At 72.7% G+C, this 25,912-nt stretch carries 25 protein-coding genes; 7 read left to right on the top strand and 18 right to left on the bottom strand.

The genetic code is table 11. From position 1 onward, the window contains the following. Window positions 1–80 precede the first annotated feature (80 nt). From QC283_RS04405 to QC283_RS04385, 5 genes are all read right to left on the bottom strand, one after another. Window positions 81–686 (bottom strand): phosphoribosylanthranilate isomerase, encoded by a 606-nt coding sequence (locus QC283_RS04405; protein ID WP_279559997.1) that lies wholly within the window; start codon window positions 684–686, stop codon window positions 81–83. 81 nt (window positions 687–767) lie between these two features. Then, window positions 768–2,039, bottom strand: coding sequence for an MFS transporter (locus QC283_RS04400; RefSeq protein WP_279559996.1), 1,272 nt, complete (start codon window positions 2,037–2,039; stop codon window positions 768–770). Beyond that, window positions 2,026–3,441: an ATP-grasp domain-containing protein gene (locus tag QC283_RS04395; RefSeq protein WP_279559995.1), complete on the bottom strand. Its 1,416-nt coding sequence runs from the start codon at window positions 3,439–3,441 to the stop codon at window positions 2,026–2,028. The genes QC283_RS04400 and QC283_RS04395 overlap by 14 nt, the downstream gene beginning before the upstream one ends. Before the next feature lie 80 nt (window positions 3,442–3,521). Further along, complete coding sequence (locus QC283_RS04390) at window positions 3,522–4,733, bottom strand: ATP-grasp domain-containing protein (protein WP_279559994.1); 1,212 nt, start codon at window positions 4,731–4,733, stop codon at window positions 3,522–3,524. Next, complete coding sequence (locus QC283_RS04385; RefSeq protein WP_279559993.1) at window positions 4,730–5,809, bottom strand: Gfo/Idh/MocA family oxidoreductase; 1,080 nt, start codon at window positions 5,807–5,809, stop codon at window positions 4,730–4,732. Before QC283_RS04385 ends, QC283_RS04390 begins: the two co-directional genes overlap by 4 nt. A gap of 284 nt (window positions 5,810–6,093) precedes the next feature. On the opposite strand from QC283_RS04385, the gene QC283_RS04380 reads away from it, so the two are divergent. After that, window positions 6,094–6,864 (top strand): SDR family NAD(P)-dependent oxidoreductase, encoded by a 771-nt coding sequence (locus QC283_RS04380; RefSeq protein WP_279559992.1) that lies wholly within the window; start codon window positions 6,094–6,096, stop codon window positions 6,862–6,864. A 205-nt stretch (window positions 6,865–7,069) separates the two neighbouring features. Here the strand turns inward: QC283_RS04380 and QC283_RS04375 are convergent, their stop codons facing one another. From QC283_RS04375 to QC283_RS04330, 10 genes are all read right to left on the bottom strand, one after another. Beyond that, window positions 7,070–8,746 carry a phytoene desaturase family protein gene (locus QC283_RS04375; protein WP_279559991.1) on the bottom strand — a complete coding sequence of 559 codons (1,677 nt, stop codon included), beginning with the start codon at window positions 8,744–8,746 and terminating at the stop codon, window positions 7,070–7,072. Window positions 8,747–8,857: 111 nt separating this feature from the next. Next, window positions 8,858–9,982: a beta-ketoacyl synthase N-terminal-like domain-containing protein gene (locus QC283_RS04370; RefSeq protein ID WP_279559990.1), complete on the bottom strand. Its 1,125-nt coding sequence runs from the start codon at window positions 9,980–9,982 to the stop codon at window positions 8,858–8,860. Beyond that, window positions 9,979–11,202, bottom strand: a complete 1,224-nt coding sequence (locus tag QC283_RS04365) for a beta-ketoacyl-[acyl-carrier-protein] synthase family protein (protein WP_279559989.1) — start codon at window positions 11,200–11,202, stop codon at window positions 9,979–9,981. The genes QC283_RS04370 and QC283_RS04365 overlap by 4 nt, the downstream gene beginning before the upstream one ends. Next, window positions 11,195–11,464, bottom strand: coding sequence for an acyl carrier protein (locus QC283_RS04360; protein WP_279559988.1), 270 nt, complete (start codon window positions 11,462–11,464; stop codon window positions 11,195–11,197). The genes QC283_RS04365 and QC283_RS04360 overlap by 8 nt, the downstream gene beginning before the upstream one ends. 69 nt (window positions 11,465–11,533) lie before the next feature. Further along, window positions 11,534–11,974 (bottom strand): ester cyclase, encoded by a 441-nt coding sequence (locus tag QC283_RS04355; RefSeq protein ID WP_279559987.1) that lies wholly within the window; start codon window positions 11,972–11,974, stop codon window positions 11,534–11,536. 146 nt (window positions 11,975–12,120) lie between these two features. After that, window positions 12,121–12,825 carry an SDR family oxidoreductase gene (locus QC283_RS04350; RefSeq protein WP_279559986.1) on the bottom strand — a complete coding sequence of 235 codons (705 nt, stop codon included), beginning with the start codon at window positions 12,823–12,825 and terminating at the stop codon, window positions 12,121–12,123. A gap of 25 nt (window positions 12,826–12,850) precedes the next feature. Next, a complete protein-coding gene (locus QC283_RS04345; RefSeq protein ID WP_279559985.1) occupies window positions 12,851–13,507 on the bottom strand; it encodes an HAD family hydrolase in 657 nt (218 codons plus the stop codon). Window positions 13,508–13,513: 6 nt separating this feature from the next. After that, on the bottom strand, window positions 13,514–14,524 hold the full coding sequence (locus QC283_RS04340) for an AfsA-related hotdog domain-containing protein (RefSeq protein WP_279559984.1): 1,011 nt from the start codon (window positions 14,522–14,524) through the stop codon (window positions 13,514–13,516). A 44-nt stretch (window positions 14,525–14,568) separates the two neighbouring features. After that, window positions 14,569–16,005 (bottom strand): MFS transporter, encoded by a 1,437-nt coding sequence (locus QC283_RS04335; RefSeq protein WP_279559983.1) that lies wholly within the window; start codon window positions 16,003–16,005, stop codon window positions 14,569–14,571. Further along, window positions 16,002–17,075 (bottom strand): SMP-30/gluconolactonase/LRE family protein, encoded by a 1,074-nt coding sequence (locus tag QC283_RS04330; RefSeq protein ID WP_279559982.1) that lies wholly within the window; start codon window positions 17,073–17,075, stop codon window positions 16,002–16,004. Before QC283_RS04330 ends, QC283_RS04335 begins: the two co-directional genes overlap by 4 nt. Before the next feature lie 544 nt (window positions 17,076–17,619). Between QC283_RS04330 and QC283_RS04325 the strand changes: the two genes are divergently transcribed. The 3 genes from QC283_RS04325 to QC283_RS04315 are packed head-to-tail and all read left to right on the top strand — an operon-like array spanning window position 17,620 to window position 20,262. Continuing rightward, entirely contained in the window at window positions 17,620–18,246 is a 627-nt protein-coding gene (locus tag QC283_RS04325) for a hypothetical protein (protein ID WP_279559981.1), read from the top strand. 31 nt (window positions 18,247–18,277) lie between these two features. After that, window positions 18,278–19,486, top strand: coding sequence for a sensor histidine kinase (locus tag QC283_RS04320; RefSeq protein WP_279559980.1), 1,209 nt, complete (start codon window positions 18,278–18,280; stop codon window positions 19,484–19,486). Further along, complete coding sequence (locus QC283_RS04315) at window positions 19,483–20,262, top strand: response regulator transcription factor (RefSeq protein WP_279559979.1); 780 nt, start codon at window positions 19,483–19,485, stop codon at window positions 20,260–20,262. Before QC283_RS04320 ends, QC283_RS04315 begins: the two co-directional genes overlap by 4 nt. Before the next feature lie 85 nt (window positions 20,263–20,347). Here QC283_RS04315 and QC283_RS04310 read toward each other — a convergent pair whose 3' ends face one another. From QC283_RS04310 to QC283_RS04300, 3 genes are all read right to left on the bottom strand, one after another. After that, window positions 20,348–21,052, bottom strand: a complete 705-nt coding sequence (locus QC283_RS04310) for a hypothetical protein (protein WP_279559978.1) — start codon at window positions 21,050–21,052, stop codon at window positions 20,348–20,350. 69 nt (window positions 21,053–21,121) lie between these two features. Then, the gene (locus QC283_RS04305; protein WP_279559977.1) at window positions 21,122–21,622 is read right to left on the bottom strand and encodes a DinB family protein; all 501 of its coding nucleotides are present in this window, start codon (window positions 21,620–21,622) and stop codon (window positions 21,122–21,124) included. A gap of 158 nt (window positions 21,623–21,780) precedes the next feature. Continuing rightward, entirely contained in the window at window positions 21,781–22,407 is a 627-nt protein-coding gene (locus tag QC283_RS04300) for a class I SAM-dependent methyltransferase (RefSeq protein WP_279559976.1), read from the bottom strand. 90 nt (window positions 22,408–22,497) lie between these two features. Between QC283_RS04300 and QC283_RS04295 the strand changes: the two genes are divergently transcribed. The 3 genes from QC283_RS04295 (at window position 22,498) to QC283_RS04285 (ending at window position 25,910) form a co-directional block, all read left to right on the top strand. Then, window positions 22,498–23,085 (top strand): helix-turn-helix domain-containing protein, encoded by a 588-nt coding sequence (locus QC283_RS04295; RefSeq protein ID WP_279559975.1) that lies wholly within the window; start codon window positions 22,498–22,500, stop codon window positions 23,083–23,085. 170 nt (window positions 23,086–23,255) lie between these two features. Beyond that, a complete protein-coding gene (locus QC283_RS04290) occupies window positions 23,256–24,086 on the top strand; it encodes an SDR family NAD(P)-dependent oxidoreductase (RefSeq protein ID WP_279559974.1) in 831 nt (276 codons plus the stop codon). 228 nt (window positions 24,087–24,314) lie between these two features. After that, window positions 24,315–25,910, top strand: a complete 1,596-nt coding sequence (locus QC283_RS04285; RefSeq protein WP_279559973.1) for a S8 family peptidase — start codon at window positions 24,315–24,317, stop codon at window positions 25,908–25,910. The last annotated feature ends 2 nt before the right edge of the window (window positions 25,911–25,912 follow it).

The following is a 25,912-nucleotide window of genomic DNA, read 5'->3' as shown; positions in this document are numbered from 1 at the left end:
CCTTAAGACACACCGCGTTCGCTCTTGGTGGCATCACGGGGGCGGATGCCGTGGTCACGCGGCCGTGACCCCTCTCGCCGTCACGCTCCCGCCTTCGCGGCGGCCACGAACCGCTTGATCAGCACGGGGTCCTTGACCCCGCGCGAGCGTTCGACGCCGCTGGAGACGTCCACACCCCAGGGGCGCGGGTCGAGCGACGCGACGGCCTCGGTGACGTTGTCCGGGTCCAGCCCGCCCGCCAGCAGCCATGTCCCGCCGAGGCCGGTGCCGAGGACGGCCGGGTTCCAGCGCTCGCCGGAGCCGGGCCGGGGGGAGTCCACGATGAGCAGGTCCTCGCCGTACGCCCCCGTCCGCAGCGGCGTACCGGACCGCGGGGAGGTGGCCCGGATCAGCCGGAACCCGTCGGCGCGCAGCGCGGCGAACGCCTCGGGCGTCTCCCCGCCGTGCAGCTGCACGGTGGTCACGCCCGCCTCGGCGGCTGCCCGCCGGATCTCCGCGAGCGGCTCCCCGCGGAACACGGCGACCGTGGCGATGCCGTCCGGCACCGCGGCGGCCAGGGCCTTCACCGCCCCCGGGGTGACCTGCCGGGGGCTGGGGGTCAGGACGAACCCCACCGCGTCGGCACCGGCGTCGACGGCGGCCGCCACATCCTCGGGACGGCTCAGACCGCACACCTTGACGTACACGATTGTCTCCTTGGGTCGGGGAAGCGCCTTCGGCCCTGTGGCCTGCGGCCTCTCGTACCTTCTCGCGTACCGCTTCTCGTATCACGACCGGTTCGCCGTGCGGGAGCAGAGGAAGGCCAGCGCACCGGCGGTCAGGCCGGCGGCGGTCACCGCCAGCGCCGCGCGCGGGCCGACGGCGGCCGCGAGCAGTCCGCCGAGCAGTCCGCCGAGCGGGATCACCGCCCAGGTCAGGAACCGGAAGGTGGCGCTGACCCGGCCGATCAGCTCCGGGGGCACGGTGGCCTGGCGCAGGGTGATCGAGTGGATGTTGAAGACGGCGATGCCGAAGCCGTTGAGGACGTAACCGCCGCACAGGAGGACGTGGTCGAGGCCGCCGCCGGTGCCGGGCGCCAGGGGCAGCAGCAGCGTCGCGGTGGAGGCCACCGCCATGCCGAGGACCATGGCACGCCCCGTCCCCACCCGCCTGCCGAGCGGGCCGGCGCAGAGCGAGCCGGCGAGCGCGCCGATGCTGCCGACCGCGATGACCAGCCCGAGCCCGGCCGGGCCGAGGTGCAGCACGCGCAGGCCGTAGAGCGGGAAGACGACCAGGACGATGTCCCAGAACAGGTTGTACCAGCACGCGTGCAGCGCGATGACGCGGAGCAGTCTGCTGCGCAGCGTCATCCGCAGCCCCGCCGCGATGTCCTTGCGGACGGAGGGCCGGTCGCCGGGCGGGCGGACCGGGCGGGTCTCGGGGGTCCGGATCCGCAGCAGGGCGGCGGCCGCGACGAGGTAGCCGAGGCAGTCGAGCAGGATCGCCACGGGCGCGGTGAGCAGCTGGATCAGTGTGCCGCCCAGTCCCTGTCCGGCGGTCTCCGCGACCGAACGGCTGCCCTGGAGCTTGCTGTTGCCCTCGACCAGTTGCTCCCGGGTCACCAGGGACGGCAGATACGCCTGGTAGGCCACGTCGAACAGGGCGGTGAGCACGCCGGTGGCGAAGGCCACGGCGCACAGCGCCCAGATGTCGAGTCCGCCCAGCCAGGCGAGCAGCGGTACCGCGGTGAGGACGGCGGCCCGGCCCAGGTTGGCCGTGATGAGCAGGGGGCGGCGGCGCACCCGGTCGGCGAGCACTCCCGCGAACAGGGTGACGCAGAGCACGGGCAGGTACTGGGCGCTGTTCAGCAGTCCCAGCTGGGCGGGGCCCGCGTCGAGGAGCACGATGGCGGTGACCGGGAGGGCGAGTTCGGTGATCCGGGAGCCGAGGAGCGCGACCGTCTGGCCGGCCCAGAGCCTGCGGAAGTCGCGGTGGTGCCAGAGTCCGGCAGCCGGTCCGGAGGCGTCGGCGGGGGAGTCGAGGAGCTCAGTGGCGGCCATCCGGGGCCTCCCTCGCGGGCAGCCCGGCGGCCTCCGGTACGGCGGCCTCCGGTACGGCGGCCTCCGGTACGGCACTTCCCGGTACGGCGGTCTCCGGTACGGCGCTCGCCGGAACGGCCGTCTCCAGTACGGCGGCCGGCGTGCTCCCGGTCGGCTCCGCCTTCCGCCGCGCTCCCTCCTCGCCCGGCTGGGCGCCGAGCGGATGCCAGTCGAGCCGGTACGCCGCGAGCGTCTGCTCGATCGCCGAGGCGACGGCGTCCGCGTCCGCCGCCGCGTAACGGAAGGTGCCGGCGGTGTGCACGGCGCCCCCGTGGCCGCTGAGCACCGTGCCGGGCGCGGGCAGCGTCTCGGCGTACATCCCGGGGACGTCGTCCACGAGCGTGGTCACCGCGTCCACGACGGCCGGCCGCACCGGCGGCTCGGGCATCATCAGATAGCCGGCGACCGGCCCGTCCAGGTCCATCGGCGCGACCCGCACCTCCTCGCCGAGCTGGACCTGGGCGGAGAGCGCCACCAGGTCGACCCCGTAGACCTCGTCCCAGACGAAGCGGACCTGGCCGCCGCCGGCCCGCGCCCCGATCTCCAGGAACACCAGGTCGTCGCCGGGGGTGCGGAACACCTCCAGGTGGAACACGTCGTCGGTGAGGTCGAGGGCGGCGCAGACCCGTTCGGCGAACACGGTCACCCGCTTCTCGAAGTCCCGGTCGTCGTTGGCGATCGAGCTGAAGGCGGTGCCGGTGGCGAAGTCCAGGCAGCTGGCGCCGCAGCGCCAGGACCGGGAGGTGAGCAGGCGGCCGCCACGGACCACCCCGTCGACCTGGTAGAGCACGCCGTCGATGAACTCCTCGCACTGTGCGTCGGCCAGGTCGGCGCCGTCCAGCAGACCCCGGAGCCGGTCGGCACCGGAGACCACGTGCACTCCCTGGCTGTCGGCGCCGGCGCGGGGCTTGAGCACGAACGGGTAGCCGTGCCGCTCGGCGAAGTCCCGGACGGCGGCGGCGGTCGGGGTGGCCCGGTGGACGGGCACCCGCAGACCGGCCGCGGCGACCCGGGCCTTCATCACCACCTTGTCGCGGACGGCGGCGACCTCCGCGGGGCCGCGCCCCGGTATGCCGTGGCGTCGCCGGATCTCGCCCGCCAGCTCCAGGTCGAACTCGGAGAGCGCGAGGACGTGGGTGAACGGGCCGTGCCGTGCGACGAGTTCCGCCACCTGGACCAGGGCCGCGCGGGTGTCGAGGAGGTCGGGCAGCACCCGGATCTCCTCGGCCAGCTCCTCGTCGAGCGGCGCCCGGCCGTCGGCAGTGGTGAGGTAGGCGACGCGGTCGCGGGCGTGGTCGACGTAGCGGTGGTACGCGGCGAAGCCGTTGGTCCAGCGGTTGATGATCAGTACGTGGCGGTTCATCGTGTTCTCCGGTTGGTGGTGGGGACCGCGAGCCGGCCCTGGACGGCCGGGCACGGGGCGCCGGCGCCGGGGGCCGGACGTCAGCGGAAGGTGACGGCGCTCTCGGCGCGCCGCAGCACATCCGCCGTCTCCTGGTAGGTGGCGCCCTCGGCGAGTACGTAGCCGAGCCGGCCCGCCGAGCTGCCGGGGTCGGGCAGCGCGCTGTCCGGCGGCAGGAGCACGCCGATCTCCCGCACCCGCGGGTCGGACTGGAGCACCGGGTCGACCCGGAACTCGTGGTAGCGCCTGAGGCCGGGCCGCAGGAAGTACCGGATGCCGGCCCGGGCGCCGGTCCGCGGCGCGACGGGCGCCGGACCGGGAAGCCCCAGATAACAGCGCAGCATGATCTCGTACAGGTCGTGGCCGCAGGCCATCCGCAGCAGGTCGGGAATGCGGTCGCCGGGCAGCCGGGCGGCCACCTCCATCAGCAGCGGGCCGCGTTCCGACATCCGGAGCTCGGCGTGGAAGGGGCCGGTGCGCAGGGCCACGGCGTGCAGGACGCCGGTGACGTACCGCTCGATCTCCGCGGCCGTGCCGGGCTCCAGCAGGGCCGGCACGATGTGCCCGACCTCGACGAAGTGCGGTTCGGCGCCCAGGAGTTTCTCGGTGACGCCGAGCACGTGCACCCGGCCGTCCTCGACATACCCCTCGACGCTGTACTCCGCGCCCTCGACGTACTCCTCGACCAGCACCAGGCCGGCGCCCGGGACGCCGAACCGGTCACCGGAGCGCAGAGCCGCGCGGAAGGCGAGCCGTGCCTCGCGCGGTGAGGCCACGCGGCGAACGGCGAGGCTCCCCGACTGGTCGACCGGCTTGACCACGCAGACCGGCCCGAGCTCCGTGCAGGCGGCGGCCGCGGAGCGTTCGCAGGAGACGGTCCGGTAGCGGGGCTGGTCGAGACCGGCGGCCTCGACCGCCCGGCGCATCCGGTGCTTGTGGCGCAGCGGTGTGACACCGGCCGGGTCGATGCCGGGCAGACCGAGCGCGGCGGCGGCGTGGGCGGCGAGCGGGACGAAGTGCTCGAAACCCGGCAGGACCGCCCGCAGCGGGGTCTCGGCGTGCAGGGCGCGGACCCGCCGGAGCACGTCGGCCTGGTCCGCGGTGTCGCAGGTGATGACGCGGTCGGCCTTGGCGAGCGAGCCGTCGTGGTCGGCGGTCGCGGTCATGACCAGGACGGTGTGGCCGAGTTCGTGGGCCCGGGTGACCAGCTCCAGGCCGGAGGAGTGCGGCTCGATGATCAGGACGGTGCTCATGCCGCCCTGCCTTCTCCGGTACGGGGCAGGGGCGGGGCTCCGACCACGGCTCCGGCCGGTGCTCCGGTGAGCCGGGCCGGCGCGGGCGCGCCCCCGGCCCGGCGGAAAGCGGCGGTGCGCGCGACGTCGAGGAGCTCCATGGACTCCAGGTGCAGCGCGAGGTCGCTGCGCGGGGCGGGACCCTCGCCACGGAAGTGGGCGTAGGCCTGGTCGACGAAGCGGGTCAGCGGGGCGTCCTGGACCACCATGCGGACCGGGCGCCCGGCGATGCGGACCTGTCCGAAGTCGTCGTCGCCGGAGACCGGGTAGTCAGCCACCAGGGTGCCCTCGGTGCCGTGGATGTGCAGGCGGCGGCGGCGTACCGGCGAGGACAGATCCGTGTAGAGGGTGGTCCGCGCACCCGAGAGGTGGCGCAACCGGACCTCGGCTCCGCCCAGTCGGGTGAGATGGCCGACCGGCAGCGGCAGGTCCCAGCCGCGCGACGCGGTGACCTCCGCGACCGGCCCCGCGAGGTGCAGGGCGAGCAGCAGCTGGTGCGGCAGCTCCACCTCGAAGGCGCTGGCGTGAGTCCGGGTCTGCAGGGACCGGCGAAAACGCGGCTTGCTCTGCTCCATGTGGTACGCGACCGGCTCGCCGATCGCTCCCGAGGCCACCAGTCCCTCGGCGGCCTCGGTGACCCTGCTGGCGGGCCAGACACTCATCGGCAGCACCACGGCGCCCGTGACCTCCGCGAGCTCCACCAGATGGACGGCCTCGCTCACGGTGTCGGCGATCGGCTTCTCCATGATGAAGTACCGGGCCCCGGCGGACAGCAGCCGCTCCAGGCAGTCGCGGTGGGCCGCCGGCGGCACCGCCACGTGGAAGACGGCGTCGGCGGGCCGGTGCCCGCCGGCCCGCAGCACCGACAGGGCGGCGGGTATGTCCGGCACCCACTGCCCGTGCGGCACCTCGGCGGGGCGCGGGTCGACGGCGATCACCTCGGGGTGGCCCCCGCTGACGTCCAGCAGCGCGCGGTGGTGCAGATCCTGGCCCGCGTGCCCGTATCCGATGATGACGGAAGGAGGATTTTCCTTCATCGATGTCCCGCCCTTCGGTGTCGTATTGAAAAGGAGTCTCCCAACGGGGCGAGTCGCGCTGCCATGCCAATTGGTGGGACCCGTGGCAGTCCACTTCCGGGCTCACCGGGACAAAGGAAATATGGAGGGAATACCTCCAAGGGCACACGAGCGTCGCGGAAGTGGCAGTGGTCGGGCAGTGTGGCCGGCCGTGGTCGTCGCTACCGTGGTCCGGGTATTTCCGCATTCAGTCCCCGCGGAAAGTCGGGGATATTCTGCGAATTCCCGGAAAGGGGAGATGATTGATGAGCCTCGAAGGGCGGGCCGCGCTGGTCACCGGTGGTTCCCGCGGCATCGGGCGGGCCATCGCGGTCCGTCTCGCGTCCGAGGGTGCCGCCGTCGCCGTCAACTACCGCTCGCGGCAGGACGAGGCCGAGCGCACGGTCCAGGAGATCACCGACGCCGGAGGGAAGGCGATCGCGCTGCGGGCCGACGTGTCGGACCCCGGAGCGGCCGAGGAACTGGTGAGGGAGTCGATCGCCGGTCTCGGCGGGCTGCACATCCTGGTCAACAACGCCGGCGTGGCCAAGGACGGCTTCCTCTTCGACCAGGCGCCCGCGGACTGGTGGGAGGTCCTCCAGGTGAACGTCGGCGGTGTGTACCACTGCACCCGCGCCGTGGCCGGGCACTTCATGTCCCAGCGCGACGGCGCCGTCGTCAACATCTCGTCCGTGATGGGCGAGGGCGGCTGGGTCGGGCAGTCCAACTACAGCGCCTCCAAGGGAGCGGTCAACGCGTTCACCCGGGCCGCCGCCATCGAGCTGGCCCGCTTCGGGGTGCGGGTCAACGCGGTCCTCGCCGGGTTCACCGCCACCGAACTGATCGGCGGACTGCTGGAGAAGGACGGCGGCCGCGCCCTCAAACGCCAGCTTCCGCTGCGCGAGTTCGCGACCCCCGAACAGGTGGCCGGCGCGGTGTCCTTCCTGGCCGGCGCCGACGCGTCGTACATCACCGGCGAACTGCTGCGCGTGGACGGGGGATGGGCGGGGCAACTCGGCATGGGGCGGCCGAAGTAACACGGAAAGAGCGCGGGAAGGCCCCGTGCGACCGGAATTCCGGTCGCACGGGGCCTTTTCGGCAGTGGCGGGCAGGGAATCGTGAGAGCCCTTTCCGGTTATGCGGTTCAGGCGATTTCCGGTTGCGCCGCGAAGAGCCGCCCTGCGGGCGCCGTACGCATCGGCCCGTCGCACGGGTGTGCCTCCTCGCCGTGAACCCGCCGGTTCATCCGATCCGCGCCAGACCACGGGCGTTGCGCCGGCCGGCCCCGCGGGAGACCGCGAGGGGGTCCCAGTCCTCGGTGCGCCGCGGGAGCAGGTCCGGGTCGCCGAGGAGCGCTCCGCCGTGGACTTCCGCGAGGAGCCCGCGGCCGAGGATCTGCGCGGCACAGGCCATGCCCCCGACGGCGGAGCCGGTGATGCCGGTGCCGTACCGGGTGTTGGTGCCCACCACATGGAGCCCCTCGATGGTGGTGCGGGTGTCGGGGCGCGAGCCCGCGCCGCCCCAGTGCGCCAGGCCGTAGGGCGTACCGCCGGTGGCGAGGGTGTAGCGCTCGTGGGTGATGGGAGTGGCGGTCTCCAGGTGCACGATGTGGTCGCGGAACGGGCCGAGCGCCTCCTCGGCCGCGCTCAGCATCGTCTCGGTGAGTTCCGCCTTGCGTGCCACGTAGCCCTCGTTGCGCCGGTACCGCTCACCGGCCGCCGGGCCCCGGCTCACGCCCCAGTAGTCGTACGAGGGCGGGCAGAGCGTCATCACCTGGAAGTTGCTGTGCCCCGGCGGGCAGACGGCGCGGGCGTCCGGGTCCTTCAGCGAGGCGAAGGAGACGAAGAGGAACGGGAGCGGGCTGATGCGCTCCTCGGTCAGCTGTTCGTAGTAGCCCTCGATGTCGTCGTTCCGGTACCACCACAGGTTGGCGTTCGGCCGGGCGGGCAGTTCCGTGTCGAGCGCGACGTAGAGCGTGGCGAGCGGCAGTGCCATCTCCGCCCGCCGGGTCCTGGCCACCACCCGGCGGCCGAAGTGTTCCTCCCCGACCAGGTCGAGGACGGTCCGGGAGTAGTCCGCGTTGGAGACCACCAGGGGTGCGTGGTGGGTGTCGCCGTTGGTCATGCCGACACCGGTGGCCGTGCCGTCCTCGACCAGGATGCGGGCCACCCGGCTCTTGGTCCGCAGCTCCCCGCCGTGCGCCTCCAGGGCCTCGACCAGCGCGGCCGCGAGGACCTGGCCGCCGCCCTCCGGGTAGTAGGCGCCCCGCAGGTAGTGGTCGGTGACGGCGGCGTGGGTGGAGACCGTGGCCAGCCGCGGCCCCATCCCGTAGTTGGGGGACTGCGCGGCCAGCACCGTCCGCGCCCGCGGGCTGAGGCCGCAGTGGTCGAAGAGCTCGGTGAGGGTGCGGCGGCCCCACTCGGCGGTGACCGGCGTCCGGGCGAGCAGGTCGGCCAGCGACGGTTCGCCGTCCGTGAGCATCATCGAGCGGGTCTCCGCGCCGACGGCGGCGCAGATTTTGGTGAACAGGGTGATGCCCTCGCTCTCCCCGGGGAACGCCTCGTGCAGGCGCCGGGTGTACGCCGGCCATCCCACCGGCACGTCCACCGTGAGACCGGGGACCACGATCCGGTCGAAACCGTCCGGGTCCATCTCCCGGTAGCCGACCCGTCCGTCGAGCCCCAGCCCGGAGAAGATCGTCGGCAGCACCCCGCCGGGTCCGCAGTCGCCCAGGTAGTGGACGCCCACGTCGAACTCGTAGGCCCGGCGGCGGCGGAAGACGTGGCTGTTGCCGCCCGCCACGTCGTGCTGTTCCAGTACCAGGACGCGGCGCCCGCTCACGGCCAGGTACGCCGCGCACACCAGGCCGCCCATGCCGCTGCCGACGACGATGGCGTCCCACTTGTCCTGCTTCATCATGCAGCTCAACCGTTCTGTCGTGGCGGGCGCTTCTGAGGCCCACCGCTGCTTCTCGGCCCTGCGGCTTCCGGCTTCCCGGCCTCGGGTCTCCGGCTTCTCGGCCCCCCGCGCTCAGCCCCGCTCGCGGACGACCAGCGCGCCGGCGTTGCCGTCGTGGCCGACCGAGGTGACCAGGCCGGTACGCGGGGCGTCGGCGGGCGTGCTGCGCCAGTGGGCGAGGAGCGCGGCGAGCTGCAGGGCACCGCTGGCGCTGTAGGTCTCGCCCAGCACCTCGCTGACGCGCACCTGCTCCGGCGTCCGGCCTCCCAGGGCCAGCCGTACCGCGCGCTCCTCCAGCCGGTCGAGCCCGATGTGGCCGGTGGCGCCCAGGGACACCGTGGCCGGCTCCTCGGGCCGGACCCCGCTGCGTTCGAGGGCGCGGGTGATGGTGGTGGCCAGGGCGTTCGCCAGACCCCGCCGGCCGGGCGGACGCCGCCTGGTCCCGGCCCAGCCGTGGTAGCCGACCTCGCAGGCCAGCAGCTCCGCGAGGGGCGGTCGGTCGGCGGACTCCTCGGCCTCCACGACGAAGACGGCACTGCCCTCGCCGACCGGAGCGCCGGCCCGCAGGGTCCCGGCGTGGTGCCAGGCCCAGGCGGCCGGGGCGCTGAGCTCCTCGGTGCCACCGACCAGGAGCGTCTCGGCGCGTCCCGCCGTCATGGCCAGCCGGGCGTGCCGGAAGGCGTAGAGGCTGGCGCTGCGGCCGCCGGCCACGGTGGCGTTGAGGCCCTTCAGCCCGTGCCGGATGGCCATCTGGCCTGCGCTGCAGTTCATCACGCTGCCGGCGAACTTGCCGGGGTTGATGAGGTAGGGCTTCTCCAGGGTGAGCGTGTCGTACAGCAGGTCGGAGTAGCCCGCGATGCTGCCGGTGTTGGTGGCCAGCACCACGCCGGTCCGGTCCGGCTCCGAGGCGCCGACGACGGCACCGGTCGCCTCCAGCGCCTGCTTGCAGGCGACCAGGCTGAGGCCGGCGAGCCGGTCCAGGTTCTTGGTGCCCCTGCGGCCGAGGTGGTCGGCGACGGCGAAGCCGGCGACGGGGCGGACCGGCCGCGGCGGGTAGGCCGCGTCCGGCTCGCCGACGCCGGTGGGCGCGCTGCGCGGGGCCGGCGCGGCGGCCAGGGGGGTGAGCCCGTAGCCCGCGCTGGACACCACTCCGACGCCGACCAGCGGCAGGGGCTGCACGGGCGCGGCCGTGGTCACGTGTACCTCCCGAGGATGGTGATGACGTTGTTGCCGCCGAAGGCGAAGCCGTGGTTCTGAACGATCTCCAGCCGGGCCGCTCGACCCTGTCCCGGAACACAGTCCACGCCCGGGCCCAGCTCCGGATCGGTCTCGACCAGGTTGGCGGTGGGCGGAAGGAAGTCCTGCTCCAGCGCGGTGCAGCAGGCGATGGCGCCGAAGCCGCTGGCCGCGCCCATGGTGTGGCCGAGCATCGACTTGATCGAGCTGATCGGGGGCAGCCGGTCGCCGAAGACCTGGCGGACGGCCCGCACCTCGGTGGCGTCGTTGGTCGGGGTGCCGGTTCCGTGGGCGCAGATGTAGTCGATCTGCTCCGGCCGGACGCCGGCGTTGCGGTGCGCGGCCTCGATGCAGGCCGCGATGCTGGTGGCCTCCGGGTGCACCATGTGGGAGGCGTCGCAGTTGGCGGCGTAACCGAGGACCTCGGCGTAGATGCGGGCGCCGCGGGCCAGCGCGTGGTCGAGCGGTTCCAGCAGCAGCGAGGCACCGCCCTCGCCGGTGATGATGCCGGAACGGCCGGCGTCGAACGGCTGGGGCAGCTCCGCGGCCATGGCACCCAGGGCGTAGAAGCCGGCGTGGGTCAGCCGGTTGACCGAGTCGGCGCCGCCGGCCAGCATCAGGTCGGCCTCGCCGAAGCGCACCATGTCGAAGGCGTATCCGAGCGCGTAGTTGCTGGCCGAGCAGGCGGTCGGGATGGTCTGGGCGTCGCCGCCGAGGCCGAGTTCGGCGTTGACGGCGGCGGCGATCTGGCCGGCCGGCAGCTGGCCGATCAGCCTCGGTTCGAGGCCCTTCAGCCCCTGGGTGATCCACTGGCCGCCCAGGCTCTGCGCCACCGCGGACTCACCGCTGGTGGTGCCCATGATGGAACCGGCCCGGACGGTGGCGAGGAGATCCGGGTCCAGATCCGCGTCCTGGACCGCCAGCCGGGAGGCGGCGGCCGCGAGGAGGGCGCTGCGGCCCCACCGGGCGGGGTCGAGGTGGTGCAGCAGGGCGTCCGGGTCGAAGTCGTCGACCTCGGCGGTCTTGCGGCTGGGGAAGGGCGTGGCGTCGAAGCTGCGGGCCGGCCCGATGCCGACCCGGCCGGTCCGGACGGCATCGGCGAACTTGCGCACGCCGATGCCGACCGGACTGACCGCCCCGAGCCCCGTGATGACGACTCGGCGTGCAGCGGTCTCAGGCATGCGCCGCCGCGCATCCCTCGACGGCCGCGAGGAGCGCCCGCAGGTTGGTCAGGGCCTCCAGCTCCTCCTTGGGAAGGACGTAGCCGAGCTCCTTCTCTATTCGGGAGACCACGGTTATCAGGGTGAGCGAGTCGCTGTCGTAGTCCTCGATGAAGTGGCCGTCCTCGGTCAGTTCACCCTCCTCGAGCTCCAGCTCCTCGTTGACGATGTCGATCACCTTGCTACGGAGTCCGGCGTCCAGCTCCACGCTCTGCACGGTCATGAGAGGTCCTTTCGGTTGCGTCGGCCTGGTGGGTGTTCCTGGTGGTGAGTTCCGTCCGCGGTACGGGTCTCAGCCCGCGACCGGGACCCGGGTCGGCGGGACGGGGGTGAAGGCGCCTATCTGGGCCAGCAGCAGCAGGTCCTGGCGGAAGCCCCAGTGCTCCACGACCTTGCCGTTCTCGATGCGGTAGATGTGGGTCTGCTCGACGTCCACGTCGCGCCCGGTGGGGGCGATGCCGAGGAAGTCGCCGGTGTGCTTGCCGGTGAAGCGCAGGCGCAGCACGGCGCGGTCGCCCTCGGAGAAGCTGTCCAGGTGCTCCCAGGTCGCGCCGGCGAACGCGCTGTGCACCCAGCGGGCGGTGCCCAGGTAGCCGAGCGGGCCGCCCGGGACGCCGGGCTGGGCCTCGTGGTCGACGAACTCGGGGGCGACGTGCCGGAGGGCGGCCTCCTCGTTCAGGTCGTTGAAGATCAGGCCCATGTTCATGGAGAGTTCGAGAGCTTCGCTGGACATCCGGTGCTCCTTCTCGGTGGTCGCGGACACGGGTGGTCCCGGGTCCGGGTACGTGGGTGTGCGGTGCGCCGCGGTGGGGCGCGGTGCGGTGGGATGCGGAGCGGCGCGGTGGGGCGCGTGGCCGCCCGCACGGCGGGGGCCCGGGATCAGTGCCCGGCGCCCAGGCCGCCGGTGACGGGGATGACTCCGGCGGTCACGTAGGAGGCGTCGTCGGCGGCCAGGAAGCGTACGGCGGCGGCGACCTCCTCGGGGGTGCCGGTGCGGGCCAGAGCTGTCCTGGCCAGTGCCGCCTGCCGGCGGACGTCGGTGACGTGCTCGACCATGTCGGTCTCGATCATGCCGGGGGCCACCACGTTGGCGGTGATGTTGCGCCGGCCCACCTCGATGGCGAGGGACCGGGCGAAGCCGATCAGCGCCGCCTTGGCCGAGGCGTAGTTGGTCTGCCCGGGGGCGCCGGACATGCTGTTGATCGAGGACATGTAGATCAGCCGGCCCCAGCGGGCCTTGATCATGGCGGGCAGGACCTGCCGGGTGAGCGCGACGGCGGCCTCGAAGTTGGTCGTCATCACGGCTCGGAAGTCCTCCTCCGGCATGCCGATCAGCAACTGGTCGCGGGTGATGCCCGCGTTGGAGACCAGGATCTCCACGGCCCCCTGCTGGACGGTCACCTCCTCGACCGCGGCCTCGAGCTGGGCCGTGTCGGTGACGTCGCAGCGGACGGCGTAGAAGCCGGCGGGCGGTTCACCGGTGCGGTAGGTGATGGCGACCTTGTTGCCCTCGGCCGCCAGGGCCCGTGCGGAGGCGAGTCCGATGCCCCGGTTTCCGCCGGTGACGAGCACGGAGCGGCTCATGTGCGCTTCCTCCAGGTGTCGTGGCTCATACGGTGCCGTCCAGGAGCGTGGCGAGCCGGTCTCCCGCGCTCTCGGCATCGGTGAAGAGCACCGCCTGCCAGCCGGCCGCCTCGGCACCGGCGCAGTTGTGTGCCATGTCGTCCACGAGCACACAGTGCTCCGGGGGGACGCCCGCCCTGCGGGCGGCGAGCTCGAACATGCCGGGCGACGGTTTGCGGTGCCCCACCTCGAACGAGAGGAGGACGTCGTCGAAGAGTTCGGCGGGCTCGACCATGCGCCGCCAGTGCCGGTCCCAGGCGGGCACCATGTTGGAGAGCATCCCGACGAACGCCCCCCGGTCGCGCGCCTTGTTCAGGTGGGCCTGCCAGGCGTGGTTGGTCTCCCGCCCGTCGAACCAGATGTCGGCCATCGTGGTGAGGCGGAGCGTGACGCCGTGATCGGCCTGGAGCACGTCGCCGATCTCGCGCAGCCACTCCTCCTCGGTGACCAGGGGGGTGTCGATCGGCTCCATGATGTCCTCGGTGCCGTACCGGGCGGTGACCGTGGCCAGGGCACGGCCGAGGACCTGCGCGTCGACGCCCGTCGTGGCGCAGAACTTCGCCATGGTGTGGCCGAGCGGCGGGGTGAGGACGCCTCCGAAGTCCGTCCAGACGGCCGGCGTCGCTGATGTGGTGTCAGTCATGGTTCCTCAGGCTCCGTGGATGTGGGAGGCGTCGACGACGGTGACGGTGAGGACCGCGATCTCCTGTTCCTGCTGGCTGAGGTGGACCCGGATCGTGTGCCGGGTGGAACCGCCGGGGTCCCGGTGCGCGGTCGCGGTGACCGGGACGTCCAGCTCGGCGAAGCGGTGGAAGGTGGCCTCGAAGCCGACGGCGTAGACCGGGGCCGGGGTGCCGGACGCGGACCCGACGGTGAGCAGCGCCAGCTGGCGGGCCGCCTCGACCAGGGTCATGGCCGGCAGGTGGTCGTAGTCGTGGTCGAAGAGCGCCGGGTTGTCGAAGCGCGGTGCCACCCGGGCGCTGACGGTCCCGGCGGTGAACTCCGGCTCGCCGAGGACGACGTTGAGCGGGTTCTGCCGGCCCACCAGCGCCGGGGCGACGGGGGTGACGGGACCCGGGACGGCGCTGAACTGGGAGCTGAGCGGCGCGGGGGTACCGCGCTGGGCGTGGCGCAGGATCTCGTTCTCCTCCGCGCGGAGGAAGAGCACGTCCATCCAGTGGTCGGCGACGTGCACGTCCCCCAGGTAGACCCGCTGCTCCAGCCGGCCCTTGCGGTACCTCCCGTTGCGCCGGGAGGTCTTGCCGTAGAAGTCGGTGTCGATGCGCGGCGGACCGGGCTCCCGCCCGATCCGCAGCGCGTGCGGTGCGTGGACCGTGAACTCGAAGGCGTCGACGATGGCGCAGGTCTCCCGCGGCACCCCGGCGTTGGTGTGCGATCCGGCGATGGCGGCCTGCCGCCCCGCCTCCAGCAGCAGCAGCGCGTCGTGGGCGCTGGGCCGCTGCGTGTGGTCGCTGTAGTAGAGGTGGGTCAGCGGCAGGTGGATCCCCGCCGTCACCGCCATGGGGCGGATCGACTGCACGTCGGTGACGAAGACCTCGGAGATCGCGGAGCGGTGCGCGAGGGACCGCTCGATGGTGCGTCCGTATCCCACGGCCGGGACCGCGGACGGTGTCACCTCGTCCAGCACCTGGGTGGTCATCAGTTCTCCTCCAGACCGGTTCGCACGATGGTGGGGCGGGCCGGTCAGGCGACCGGGGCCGGCACCGCTGCCGGCTCGGCGACACCGTCGTCGGCCGAGACCGCGCCGCGCTTGATGAACAGGCCGCTCAGCGCGCCGAGCAGGACCACGGCCACACCGATCCACAGGGCCGACTCCAGACCGTCGGTGAACGCCACCATCGGATTTCCGGAGGTGTCGGCGTTGAACTGGTGGCTGAAGACGGTGGTGAGCGCGGCGACACCGAGGGCACCGCCGAACTCGCGGCTGGTGTTGTTGGCGCCGGACGCCTTGTTGTGCTCGCTCTCCCGGACCGAGGAGATCACCGTGGCGGGGTTGCCGGCGAAGACCAGGCCCATGCCGATCCCGGCCAGGGCCAGCGCGGGCACCATGGCGCCGTAGCCGATGTCGGGCGTGACGATCAGGGCGATCCAGCCCAGTCCGAGGCCCTGCAGGGCGCAGCCCGCGGCCTGCATCACGCCGCCGCCGATCCGGTCCACCAACTGGCTGGCGATGGGCACGACGATCATCGGGGCGACCGTCCAGGGCAGGGTGCGCAGCCCCGCCTCGAAGGGCGAGTAGCCCATGGGGCCCTGGAGGAACTGGGTGAGGTAGAAGATCGAGCCGAAGACGCCGAAGTACATGGTGATCGAGACCACGTTGCTCAGCACGAAGGCCGGGACCCGGTACATGTGCACGGGGATCAGCGGGCTCCTGCTGACCCGCTCGGAGATCACGAACGCCACGGTCAGGACGACCGCGAGGGCGATGCCGACCAGGGTGCTGGTCTCGGTCCAGCCGTGGTCGGCGGCGGAGACGATGCCCCATACGGCGGTGACGACCGCGCCGGTCACCAGGACCATGCTGCCGACGTTGAGGGAGCGCTCGTTGCCACGGCTCTCGCGGACCGCCCAGAGGGCGAGCGGGAGGGTGAGCAGACCGACCGGCACGTTGATCCAGAAGATCCAGCTCCAGCTGATCTGCTCGGTCACCAGGCCACCGGCGAGCGGGCCGATCGCGATGCCGAGACCGTTGACGCCGCCCCACACACCGACGGCCATGTTCCGCTGCGCCCGGGGGACGGCGGCGACGGCCAGGGTGAGGGAGACGGGCAGGATGGCCGCGGCGCCCGCGCCTTGCAGGACACGCGCGGCGATCAGGGTCTCCACCGAGCCGGCGAGCGCGCAGCCCACGGAGGAGACGGTGAACAGGACGACGCCGGAGAGGAAGACCCGGCGGCGGCCGAAGCGGTCGCCCAGGGCGGCGCCGGCCAGCAGCAGGCCCGCGAAGGCCAGCACGTAGCCGTTCATCACCCACTGCAGCTCGGACTGCTTGACGTCGAAGTCCTTGCCGATGTCCACCAGAGCGTTGGTGACGATGAGGTTGTCCAGCGAGACCATGAACATGGGCAGCGATGTGGCGATCAGCGCCCAGAGCGAGGCCTGGCCCTTCGTTGCGGTCATCGGATGTTCTCCTTGTTGCTCATACGGGACGGCAGGCGCCGGAGGGTGATCTGGTCCGACGTGGCACCGGCCAGGGCCGCGCCGACTTCGCCGCTGAGCACGTAGTCGCCGCACGGTGTGAACGCCACCGTGGTGGGGCCGCCGGTGGGCCAGGGCTTGATCTGGCTGGTGACGCGGGCGCTGCGCCAGCCGTCGCGCGAGGTGAGGACCGACACGCCGTCCTCGCCGCCCGGGACGCCGACGGCGGCGCCGATGGAGTTGGTGACGACGACCAGGGAGCCGTCGGAGCGCAGCTGGAGGCCGTCCGTGCCGATCAGCGGCCGCGGCAGTCTCACCTCGGACACCCTGCGGTGGGCGGGCGCGCCGGGGGTGATGCGGTACATCTCCCCGGTGTCGTAGCGGAGGCTGAGCAGGTAGCCGTGCGGATGCCAGACGACGCCGTTGAGGCCGACGATGTCCGCGGCGAAACGGGGGTCGGTGGCCACCGGGGTGACGTTGCCGGCCAGGTCGATCCGCTGGACCGTGTCGGAGACGGAGTCCGTGACGTAGATGTTGCCGCGCGGGTCGAAGGTCAGGTCGTTGGCGAAGGTCCGTTCCCGCCCGCCGGAGACGTCGATACGCTGCTCCAGCTCGCCGGTCTTCAGGTCGTAGACGGCGACCCCCGAGGTGGGCGGCTGGTCGCCGACGTCCAGGCGCTGGCGGATCCAGAAGTCGCTGTAGGCGACCAGGATGCGGTTGCGTGCCGTGTCCACCCGGAGGCCGAGGGTGGACACCATGCCGATGCTGGGTGCGAGTTCGGTGACGGTGCCGTCCATCCGGATCACCGACAGGGTGCCCCTGAGGGCGGATCCGACCAGGAAGGCCCGGCGGGTGGGGTCCCAGGCGATGCCTTCCGGGTAGACGTCGGTGGCCCGGCTGACGATGACGTCCTGTCCGTGCCGGTGGCCGTTCGAGGCGGCCGGCCGGGCGGTCTCCGCCACGGCGGCGGGGGCGGGGAGGAGTATCGGGGCCATCGTGGCGAGGACGGCCGCTGTGGCTACCGCGACTCGTAGCGGGAGGGCGCGGGACACGGCGCTCCTTTCGTGGTGGGGGTCGGGAACTCTCCACGAGGTGCGGGGAGCTTCGGAGTCCCGGCAGCGCGAACCGGGGATCCCCCGGGCCGATGACGGTTCCCCCGCTCACCGGCCTGCGGAGCGACGCCGGAACTAGCGGGCAGATGTGCCTACTTGCGACATGCCAAGACTCTAGGAGCGCCACCGGGCGGGGAAACAGACAACCTAGGGCGTAGTGCGATGTCTCCTTCGTGGCAACTCACGCCTCTGAGCTGCGCGTTCGCCATGCCCGGTGGTCGCACACGACCGCGGCCAGGGCACCTCCCCGCCCCGCCCGGCGACCGGGCCTGCTTACCCGGGCCGCGCGGCGAGCAGCCCCGAGACGATGCCGGCGCGCGCGGAGACCGAGGTGGCCGCGGTGGCGGACGTACCCGTCTCGCGGGGGAGGGCGAAGACCCCTCGCTCCGGCGATCCGCCAGGAGACCGGGCGCTCCAGGATGAGTGATGTCCCCGCCGGGCACACCGAAGCCCCGGCGAACACACTGAAGTCGGGGAGTTCACGATGAACCGTCGTACGGTCATGCTCGCGGTACCCGCGCTCACCCTCACCTACGGACTGTTCCGGATCGCGGACGGACTGGACGGCGAGCGAGGGCCCGGCCCCGCCTGGACCCTCGGCCATCTGGCGTTCTGCGTGGCACTGGTTCTCTTCGCGGTGGTGTTCCGCTGGCTGAGGGCGCTCGCCCCGTCGGGCGACCGCGTCGCGGCGGTGGCGCACTGGGCGGCGACGGCCGGAGCCGCCGTCCTCCTGGTGCAGTTCGGGATCGACCTGGTGGCGGGTGCGGTGTCCGCGGACCACCTGGAGATGTCCCGGTTCACGGAACGGGCCTCACAAGTGCCCGGCGTGGCACCGGTCGTCTACGACTTCGGCCCGTACCTCTTCTACGTGGGGATGCTCGCCCTCGTCGTGCGGCTGGCCGTCGTCCGGGTGGTCAGGCCGTGGACGGCGTTCCTCGTCCTCGCCGACCTGGTGATGCCGCTGGCCGACAAGGACCTGATCCCGGTCGGGGCGCTGCTACTGTCCGTCTCCTTCGCGCAGCTCGCGCGGGTGATGGAGACGCGCCAGGCCGCCTCCGGTACGGCGGACGACCGTGACACGGAACGCCCGGCGGCAGCCGGTGCGCGGTGACGCGTCAGGGACGGCTGTGACCGGGGGAGCTGTGAACTGGACGGACATGGGCGCGCGGGCGGACCGGGTACGGGGACGGCTTCCCGCCCTGCCCCCGCGCGCGGTCGACACCGGGCTGGCGGCTCTCGTGGCCGCCGTCCAGCTCTGGCCCTTCGCCGCGCGGGCCGACGTGGGAGGCGGACCGTGGAGCGGGTGGGGCGTCCTGGTCGTACTGGGCTCGGCGGCACCGCTGTACTGGCGGCGGACCCGCCCGGTACCGGTCCTGACGGTGAGCCTCGCGGCGACCAGCGCCTACGACTACGTCGGCGAGGTACCCTCCCAACCCGTCTGGTACGCCGCCCTGGTGGCGATCCACTCGGTGGCCGAACGGTCGGGGCGGTGGGCCCGTAACACGGTGGTCGTCGCGACCGTACTCGGCAGCTTCGCGTTCGCCTCCTCCGAATCCGGACTGCGGATGAGCGTGCTGTGCGTCGCGGCCTACGCGCTCGGCAGGGCCGCCGCGGCCGGCCGGGCCCACGCCGAACGGCTGGAACGCGAGCGTCGGGCGGAGGCCGAGAAGGCCGCGCTCGCCGAACGCGCCAGGATCGCCCGGGACATGCACGACATCCTGTCCCACGCGGTGAGCCTGATGGTCGTCCAGGCCGAGGCCGGGCCCGTGGTCCTCGCCACGGACCCGGCTCGCGCCGAGCGTGCCTTCGACGCCATCGCGGGTGCGGGACGCGACGCGATGGTGCAGCTCAGAGGAATCCTCGAGGTGCTCGAACCGGACCGGGCCCCACAGCCCGAGCGCACTCCTCAGCCCTCCCTCGCCGACCTGCCCGGCCTGACCGCCGGTTCGGGCCTCAGCGTCGAGTGCACGCAGACCGACGGCTCGGGAGTCACCGTCGAGTACCCGCGGCCCGGCCGGCCCGGCCACCGTCGGCTCGCCCCGCACGTGGAGACCGCGGCATTCCGCATCGCCCAGGAGGCGTTGACCAATATCGTCAGGCATGCGGGCACCGACCGTGCCCGGCTTCACCTCCACTGGCAGGAAGACCGAGGCATCGTGCAGCTCGACATCACCGACGACGGCGCGGCCACCGGTCAACGGCCCGCCCGCTCCCTCCCCTCCGGCGGCCACGGCCTGATCAACATCCGGGAACGCGCACGTTCGTGCGGTGGTACGGCCGAGTGCGGTCCCCGTACCGACGGCTCCGGTTTCCGGGTCCGCGCCCGCCTCCCGCTCCTCCCTCCGTCATGAGCGGCGGTACGGCGGCCGGGCCGCTGCGCGTGGTCGTCGCCGACGACCAGGAACTGGTCCGGGCCGGATTCGCGATGATCCTGGACGCCCAGCCGGACATCGAGGTCGTCGCGGAAGCCGCCGACGGCGCCGAGGCGATCGCGGCGGTACGGGACCACGCCCCGGACGTCGCACTGCTCGACATCCGTATGCCGGGCACGGACGGCCTCACCGCCACCGCCGAGATCTGCGCCACCACCGCCACCCGCGTGATCATCCTGACCACCTTCGACCTCGACGCCTACGTGTTCGAGGCGCTGCGAGCGGGTGCGAGCGGCTTCCTCCTCAAGGACGTCCGGCGTGACGATCTCGCCCACGCGGTCCGGGTCGTCGCGGGCGGCGATTCCCTCCTGTCGCCTTCCGTCACCAGCAAGCTCATCGCCCACTGCACCAGCGCTCCCGCCGCGGTGCCGCTGCTCCCCGACCCGCGCCTCGACTCCCTCACCACGCGTGAGACCGAGACCCTGCGCCTGCTCGCCCGCGGCCTCACCAATCCGGAGATCGCCGCGACCATGGTCATCAGCGAACACACCGTGAAGACCCACGTCAGCAGCGTTCTCGCCAAGCTCGGCCTCCGCGACCGCATCCAGGCGGTGATCACGGCCTACGAGGCGGGGCTGGCGGTACCGGGCCGCAGGGACCCGGTGAACTCCGTGGCCACAGCGTCCTCTTCCGGCTCCGTCGGGGCGACGTCAGCGGTCTCCCTTCGCAGGGCGCCCCGAGGCGCTGAGGGGTAGCGGCGACACGACGTCGTCAGCTGCGCGCCCCAGGCCGAACCGACCACCGAACACCAGGCGCCGCAGCGCCGTGACGGAAGCCGGGTCAGTTGCCGACGGCCCTGAAGTCGGGGCCGTAGGTACCCGTCCACACGGCGAAGGCGGTGACTCGGCCGGCGTCGTCCTTGCCGCCGAGCTCGTGCCACACCTGACACCGGTGGCCGGTGTCGGCGGCCCGGTCGACGGCCTGGGCGGCCGGGATCTCGTCGCAGGACACCTTCTGCTCGTACCCGCCGCCACCGTTCGCGCCGTGCTGCTCCCAGAACTCGTGGTAGACGCGCTTGGCGAGGAGGAGGTCCTTCCGCGGCTCCGCGTCGTACTGGATCAGGAAGCTGCCCTCCTTGTAGGAGTCGCTGACCGTCACCTCGTAGGGAATCTCCACGCCCTCGTACGTGGCCGTGCACGCGCTGGTCGCGGACGCCTTCAGGGTGACGCCGTCGGGGCAGTCGGCGGTGGTCTCGCCGTTCGCCTTGGCGGCCCGCAGGAGGTCCTTGCGGAGCTTGTGCTCGACCTTCTCCGTGAACTCCGCGCCGCTGTCCGGCTCGGGCGTCTTCAGACCGTCGTTGGAATCGACGACGCCGGACTGCGGCCCGGTCAGTTCGACGGCGAGCAACTGGTCCACGGGCTTGTGCTGTTCCCGCGAGGAGCCGCCGTCGGCCGAGTTCCGCTGATCCGGGTCCCCGTCGGAACCGCACCCCGCCGTCAGAAGAGCTGCGGCCACGACAACGGGAGCGATTCTGGAGATGCGCATGCCACGAACCCTAAAGGACAAGTAAAGTCCGACGGGTGGCGGGTCCCCGTCCCCGGAGCCGCGACGGAGTCAGCGCCCCGTCGTGCCGTCGATCAGTTCCCGGAGGATGTCCGCGTGGCCGGCGTGGCGGCCGGTCTCCTCGATCATGTGGGTGAGTGCCCAGCGGACGCTGGGGGCGCGGTCGTCCGGTCCTGGCCGGGGGACCGGCCGGTCGAGGTCGGTGCACGCGTCGAGAACCCTGTTCGCGCGCGCCACGGCGTCCCGGTAGCGGGCGACGACGTCGGCGACGCCGTCCTCGGGCGCGGCCCGGAAGGTGGCCTGCCAGTCGGTGACCCTCTCGCCGAGGAAGGTCGCGCGCTCGACGAAGGCCAGGTGGTTGAGCAGGCCGAGCAGGTTCGTGCCCGAGGGGACCGCGGCCGTCCGGACCCGGGGCTCCGGGGCGCCGTCGACCTTGTCGGCCACGGAGGTCCGGAGGTAGTCGAGGAAGCCGCGCAGGACCTCCGTCTCGCTGCTTCCGGTCCGGGGAGGTGGGGTGTCCGCGCGGCGGGTGCGGCGCGAGGTGGTGGACATGGCGGCCTCGTCTTCTTCTGCGGGGATCGGTCACTCGTCCGGTCACTCGTCCGGTCGGTCGTCCGGACGGCGGGTCGGACGGTGCGGTGGGTCGGCCGGACGGCGGGTCGGCCGGTGCGATGGGTCAGATGGTGCGGCGGGTCGGACGGTGCGGTGGGTCAGACGGTGCGGCGGACGAGCAGGATGTGGTCGACGACCTCGGCGGTGCTTCCGTCCGGGCCGGTCGCGGTCCGGCTGGACGCGTCGGCCCGCTCGACCGTCCAGGTCGCCGGGTCCAGGGCGATACCCGCCGACACCTCCCGCGGGGTCGGGTGCCGGACGTCCGGGTCCTGGTCCCACGACCACGGCGCGGTCGAGCCGTGGTCGACGACCAGCAGCCGCCCGCCCGGACGCAGCGCGTGCGCGGCCGTGCGCAGGGCCGCCGACCGGTCCAGGTCGAAAGGGGTGTGCAGGTAGTGGGCGCAGACCAGGTCGAACCGGCCCTCGGGGAAGGACTCGCGCAGGTCGTGCCGTTCGGCGGTGACCAGTTCACCGAGACCGTGTGAGCGGGCGTGCCCGGCGAGCCGCTCGGCCGCCACGGCCGAGATGTCGACGGCGGTGACGCGCCATCCCCGGCGGGCGAGCCACAGCGAGTCGCCGCCCGCGCCGCAGCCGAGGTCCAGCGCGTCGCCGGGAGGCAGATCCGTGACCGTCTCGACGAGACGGGCGTTCGGCCGCGGGTCGGTGACTGCCGGCCGGGACGCGTAGACGCCGTCCCAGAACGTGACCGCATCGGTGGCGCTCATCGGAACTCCTTCTGCTTGTCGGGATGCGGCCAGTCTCTGCGCGACTCCCGGATCCGGCACGGAATCTTGCCGTTGTGGCAAGGTGATCCGATGGACGCCGAAACCGATGACGTACTCGACGCGGTGGGCCCACGGCTGCGTGCGCTGCGGCGAGCGCGCGGCGTCACCCTCGCCCACCTCTCGTCGGTGACCGGGGTGTCGGAGAGCACCCTGTCGCGGCTGGAGAGCGGGCAGCGCCGCGCGACCCTCGAGCTGCTGCTGCCACTCGCCCGGATCTACGACGTTCCGCTGGACGACCTCGTCGGTGCCCCGCGTACGGGCGATCCCCGTATCCACCTGAAGCCGATCCGGCGGTTCGGCATGGTGTTCGTGCCGCTGTCCCGGCGGCCGGGCGGGACACAGGCCTTCAAGATGATCATTCCGAGCTCGTCCCGGGCCCTCGAACCGACCCCGCAGACACATGAGGGTTCTGAGTGGCTGTACGTGCTGAGCGGCCGGCTGCGGCTGGTGCTCGGGGAGCGTGACCTGACGTTGCCGCCCGGGGAGGCCGCCGAGTTCGACACGTCCCTGCCGCACTGGCTGGGCAGCGCCGACGGCGGCGCGGTCGAGCTTCTCATCCTGTTCGGCCTGCAAGGGGTGCGTGCGCACCTGCGCGCCGGTTCGCCGACGGCCGGGTAGGGCCTCGCGGGAGTCCCGGGGCCGGCCGGGCGACTCCTGGGCAACACGGCGCCGGGGCCCGGCCCCGGAGAAATATGGCCCACTCCGCGGGCATGACCGCACCGAGCGAGCAACTGGCTTAGCCTGCTAGGCAGTTGACGGTTGCGATGACGGGTCGTGAGGGAGTCGGCATGGACAAGGTGTGGTTGGTCACCGGTGCGAGCAGTGGTTTCGGGCGGGCGATCGCCGAGGCGGCCCTGGCCGACGGTGATGTGGTCGTCGGTGCGGCGCGGCGTCCCGAGGTGCTCGACGGCCTCGTGGCCGCACATCCCGGCCGGATGGAGGTGCTGCGTCTGGACGTCGCCGACACGGCCGCCGCGCAGGGTGCCGTACGGGAGGTGCTGGCGCGGCACGGGCGGATCGACGTGCTGGTCAACAACGCGGGCCGTACACACGTCGGTGCCTTCGAGGAGACCGGGGAGGACGAACTGCGGGCCCTGTTCGACGTGCACGTCTTCGGGCCGGCCGCGCTGACGCGTGCTGTGCTGCCGCACATGCGGGAACGGCGCTCGGGCGCGATCGTGCAGATGAGCAGCATGGGCGGGCAGATGTCCGTCGCGGGCTTCTCGGCGTACAGCGGTACGAAGTTCGCGCTGGAGGGCATGTCCGAAGGGCTCGCGGACGAGGTGCGGGAGTTCGGCATCAAGGTGCTGATCGTCGAGCCGGGTGCCTTCCGCACAGGCCTGTTCGCGGTCGGCAACGCCGGGGTCAGCCCGGACAGCGGGCTGTACGCCAAGGTCGGTGAGACCCGCGGGTTCGTCTCCGGCGGCGACGGTGGTCAGCCCGGCGACCCCGCCAAGGCGGCGGCGTTGATCCTCGACGCCCTGGCGGCCGAGCGCACCCCGCTGCGCCTGCCGCTCGGCGACGACGGTGTGGGCGCGGTTCTCGGCCACCTCGACCAGGTCCGCGAGGACGTCGAGGCGTGGGAGAAGCGAGCCCGGGCCACGGCCTTCGACGACTGAACGACGGGTCAGTAAGCGGGGTCGGCCCGCGGACCGCTCATGCGGCACAGGGGCCCGCACATCCGTGCAGGGCCTCTTGTGCAATTCCTCTGGAAGCCTCAATCTTTCGGCTGACGCGCAAAAAGTCGCTCGGATTGACATGGCCATGACCCAATGGTCGTCTTCGGGGCGGCCTGCTCGGCGTGCACGAACCCCACCACGCACCACCGACTGAGGAGGACCCCTCACATGGCAGTGCTGCGTCAGCACCCCCACCGCACCACCCGGCGAAGACTGGCCGCCGTCAGCGCCGCGGCCACCGCGGCCCTCGCCGCGAGCCTCGTCTCCGCGCTCCCCGCGGGTGCCGCCCCGGCCGCCGCGGAGGGCCGTGTCCAGTACCAGGACGCGGCCAACGCGGTCGCCGGCAGCTACATCGTGACCCTCAAGGCGGACGAGGCGAAGTCCGGTTCGGCCGAGGGCCGCGCCGTCGCGGGGCGTCACGGCGCCGACATCGAGCACACGTACACCAAGGCCCTCAACGGCTACGCGGTCGAGGCCTCCGAGACCGAGGCGAAGCGACTCGCCGCCGACCCGGCCGTCGCCTCCGTCGTCCAGAACCGCACCTTCCGCGTCACCGGCACCCAGCCCAACCCGCCCTCCTGGGGCCTGGACCGCATCGACCAGCCGAACCTCCCGCTGGACGACTCGTACACCTACCCGGACAGCGCCGGACAGGGCGTGACGGCGTACGTCATCGACACCGGCGTCCGCATCACCCACAACGACTTCGGCGGCCGCGCCTCCTACGGCTACGACGCCATCGACGACGACAACACCGCCCAGGACGGCCACGGGCACGGCACCCATGTCGCCGGCACCGTCGCGGGCGGCGCGTACGGCGTCGCCAAGCAGGCGGACATCGTCGGCGTCCGGGTGCTCGACAACTCCGGCTCCGGCACCACCGCGCAGGTCGTCGCCGGCATCGACTGGGTCGCCCGCAACGCGGTCAAGCCGGCCGTCGCCAACATGTCCCTCGGCGGCGGCGCCGACAGCGCCCTGGACGCGGCCGTCCGGGGCGCCATAGCCTCCGGCGTCACCTTCGTCGTCGCGGCCGGCAACGAGTCCACCAACGCCTCCACCAAGTCCCCGGCCCGGGTGACGGAGGCGATCACGGTCGGCGCCACCACGTCGAGCGACGCCCGCGCGAGCTACTCCAACTACGGATCGGTCCTGGACGTCTTCGCGCCCGGCTCGTCCATCACCTCGGCCTGGAGCAGCGGCGACTCCGCCACCAACACCATCTCCGGTACGTCCATGGCGAGCCCGCACGTCGCCGGGGCCGCCGCCCTCCACCTGGCCGACAACCCCACGGCCACCCCCGCCCAGGTCGCGTCCGCGCTGACGTCCGCCGCCACCAGCGGCGTCGTCTCGAACCCGGGCAGCGGCTCACCCAACCGCCTGCTGAACGTGGGCGACGGCGGCACGACGCCCGAGCCGCCCGGCGACCGGTTCGAGAACGCCGGCGACTACACCATCCGGGACAACGCCACCGTCGAGTCCCCGGTGACCGTCTCCGGCGTATCGGGCAACGCGCCCTCGTCCCTGGCCGTCGAGGTGGGCATCGTCCACAGCTACATCGGCGACCTCCGGGTCCAGCTGGTCGCCCCGGACGGCACGGCGTACACGCTGAAGGCGTACGGCACCGGCGGCAGCGCGAACAACATCGACACCACGTACACCGTGAACGCCTCCTCGGAGGCCGCGAACGGCACGTGGAAGCTGCGGGTCAGCGACAACGCGTCGTGGGACACCGGGCGGATCGACGCCTGGGCCCTGCAGTTCTGACG

The sequence above is a fragment of the Streptomyces sp. DH41 genome, assembly GCF_029813785.1.
In the GTDB taxonomy this organism is placed as follows: domain Bacteria; phylum Actinomycetota; class Actinomycetes; order Streptomycetales; family Streptomycetaceae; genus Streptomyces.
Note: the sequence above shows the minus strand (reverse complement) of the source record. Positions and strands in the feature narration are given on the sequence as shown.